Origin of the sequence: Rhodohalobacter sp. (assembly GCF_041686455.1) — a bacterium.
Classification (GTDB): Bacteria; Bacteroidota; Rhodothermia; order Balneolales; family Balneolaceae; genus Rhodohalobacter.
In genome coordinates this window covers 1-2,681 of record NZ_JAWLDW010000212.1, presented here as the reverse complement: position 1 = coordinate 2,681, position 2,681 = coordinate 1, and the positions used below count along the sequence as shown (strand labels likewise).

Sequence of the window (2,681 nt, the reverse complement as noted above, 5' to 3'; positions counted from 1 at the left end):
AATGGTTACTCCTTCAGATCCATCAAACTGTTTAATTCCAACTTCAATCTCTGTGTCAGGATTGGAATATTTAACTGCATTCGACAAAAGATTATCCAATACCTGACGAAATTTATGGGTATCGATTAATTTATTTACCGATGAATCTGGCAGAAGTGTTGTAATGCCAATATTCTTTTTACCGGCTGGTGTGCGACTAAGCGAGACAGCATCTTTAACGAGTTCTACAAGGTCGCTGTTCTTTTTTTTCAAACTTATACTTCTCGATTCAAATGTAGATATATCGAGCATATCTTCAATTATTTGAATCATATACTCACTTGACCCTTTAATTTCATTTATCAACTGAAACTGCTCTTCGGTAAATAAAACTTCTTCTTGATGATCAACGATCAAAAAATCTGCGAAGTTCTGAATGAGCATTAGTGGGTTTCGAAGATCATGTGCCGCCATTCCCATCATTTGATTCTTGAGTTCATTTAAACGCTCAAGTTCAGCTGTCTTTTTTGTGAGTTCGCGCTTTGTGTTCGCCAGCTCATTGTTAAACCCACTCATTTCGTCAAACAATGTCCATTCATTTTCCTCTAAGTATTTTTTCTGATTTTCTTTCATGAACAAACGCAGTTTATTCACCTGCTCATTGTTTATCTCCATCAAGCCGTTCAGAAACAGTTCCATATCATCCGGATTTGGCGACCCGATCAATACAATTTCATTCTCCGTTTTAACACCTGAAAAGTTGAATAGGGATGTTTCGTCCTGTCTCTCAATGTACAGCTCCCAACTGTAGGCTACGTCGTTGGCATCAATACTTTCAATAAAACGGCAGCCTTTCTTTATACTATCATTTTTTAAGAAATCGGTAAAAGAGGGTTTGGAATCAGTTTCAACTGAAAAAATATCGAAAGTATCGTGAAGAATTTCTGTAACTGTCCCGTCTTCTGTAATCAGAAGTACAACTCCTTCAGGGAAATTCTGGTTTAATTTCGTCAATTCAATATGATTTCATTAGCAATTCCGATCGCTTCCTTAGCAGATTTTGCCGATGCATCCGCACCAATTTTCTTCCAAAGATCGGGCACAATCCCAAAAGGGTATCCGCCAACCAAAATTTTGATCTTACTTGTCTGCTCATCTGCTCGTACTTTTTTAATAAGTTGAGCAGCCTTGTCAATATGTAATGGCATGGTTACAGAGATTGCCAGGATATCCGGTTTATTTTTATTCAGCAATTTAATCAGATGTTCATCGGACATATTTGCACCCAGATAATGTGTGTCCCAGCCATCCATTTCGAAAAAATCACTCACCATTCTTATCCCCATTTCATGCAGTTCATCAGCCACAGAACAAGCCACTAATTTCTTATCACTTTTCTCCATAGAAAATATCCGGGGATACAAACCAGACATAATGAGCTGAGTGGCCGCAGTACAGTAATGCTCATGAGCTACCGAAATTTTGTTACTCTGCCAAAGAGCTCCTACCTCATACTGTGTCTTCTGAAAAATATGCTCATAAATTTCCTTGATGGATTGCACATCTTCTACCAATTCTTCAATAAGATCAGCGGCTTTTTTCCGCTTGCCGGCCAACAGCAGGTCAAGATAGATTCTTGCCTCTTCTACCAATGGTTCACCAGAGTTCAAAAATGTTTTGCTTCGATGAGGGAGACTCTGTAATGAATCCAAACCTGCATCAATAAATTCAACCAATTTCCCGGCATCATCTTCCGGTAGTTTCTGTTGAATAGCCTCTTTCATTAATTCGATGTTATCAATAAGATCCCTTTCGGGGATGCCACGCTCTTTAAGCATTGTGCGAGCCCAGTCTAAATAATTACTGAATAACACGTTACTGCTTACCCGAATAGCCTGTTCCAAATAGCTGAAATGATATATGGAATCTTCATAGCATTTTTGCCGGCCTCTATCACCGTACTGTTGTTCCAGTTCCGGATGTCGTTTAAAGTGAAGGTCTGTTACGATCCGGGCCAGTTCATGCCTGGTTTCTTTTAATTTGGCTACTAATAGTTGCTCGGAATCCATCATAAGATAGGTCCGGTTTATGAAGTTATATGATCAAAGAAATCGAGTGAAAAACTGCGTTTTACTAACTTTAGTCCTTTTGGAATAAATTGATGTGATTCACTGCGATGGTGCTTGTGCCAGTGATGGAATGATTCTTCGTGTTGCCAATGAGTTATTAGCCAAAATTCGGCGGGATTTTCACGCGGGGACAGTACATTAAGCCCTATAAATCCATCAGCATCTTCTACAAATCCGGGTCTGTTTTTAAATGCTTTGCGGACTTCTCCCTCCATATTATTTCTCACTTCAAATCTGCTAATTGCTGTGAATCCCATTTACTCTGTTCTCCCGATCACTAAATCAATTATCCTATACATTTGAACACTTATCAAACGTATGACATTTTTTTAAAGTACTTAACCCTGCAATATAACTCTAAATCATTCATCCCCAATGAAATAAATTAATTCCATTATCACAGACTATAACCTATAAACTTATAAAATTTATGAAAATGATCCGGACATACTACCCTGACAAATCAAGATGTACATTGTGATTAAAGTTTTAGTTACCCATATTTCTATTGCAATCAGAGACAATTTTCGATAACCCATTAATGCTGGGTTTATTTGCAAGATTGATAACACT

3 protein-coding genes are annotated in these 2,681 nt (G+C 38.0%); all 3 read right to left on the bottom strand.

Annotated elements, in window-relative coordinates:
* A partial coding sequence (locus ACESM0_RS13665; protein ID WP_372906759.1) for a sensor histidine kinase occupies window positions 1-993 on the bottom strand: 993 nt, incomplete at its 3' end.
* The gene (locus tag ACESM0_RS13660) at window positions 990-2,051 is read right to left on the bottom strand and encodes a cobalamin-dependent protein (RefSeq protein WP_372906758.1); all 1,062 of its coding nucleotides are present in this window, start codon (window positions 2,049-2,051) and stop codon (window positions 990-992) included. The genes ACESM0_RS13660 and ACESM0_RS13665, both read right to left, overlap by 4 nt.
* 14 nt (window positions 2,052-2,065) lie before the next feature.
* Window positions 2,066-2,365, bottom strand: coding sequence for an antibiotic biosynthesis monooxygenase family protein (locus ACESM0_RS13655; protein ID WP_372906757.1), 300 nt, complete (start codon window positions 2,363-2,365; stop codon window positions 2,066-2,068).
* Window positions 2,366-2,681: the final 316 nt, after the last annotated feature.

Bases quoted from the DNA above. Each gene is read 5' to 3' on its own strand.
- ACESM0_RS13660 (WP_372906758.1), bottom strand. From the start codon at position 2,051: ATGATGGATTCCGAGCAACTATTAGTAGCCAAATTAAAAGAAACCAGG.
- ACESM0_RS13655 (WP_372906757.1), bottom strand. From the start codon at position 2,365: ATGGGATTCACAGCAATTAGCAGATTTGAAGTGAGAAATAATATGGAG.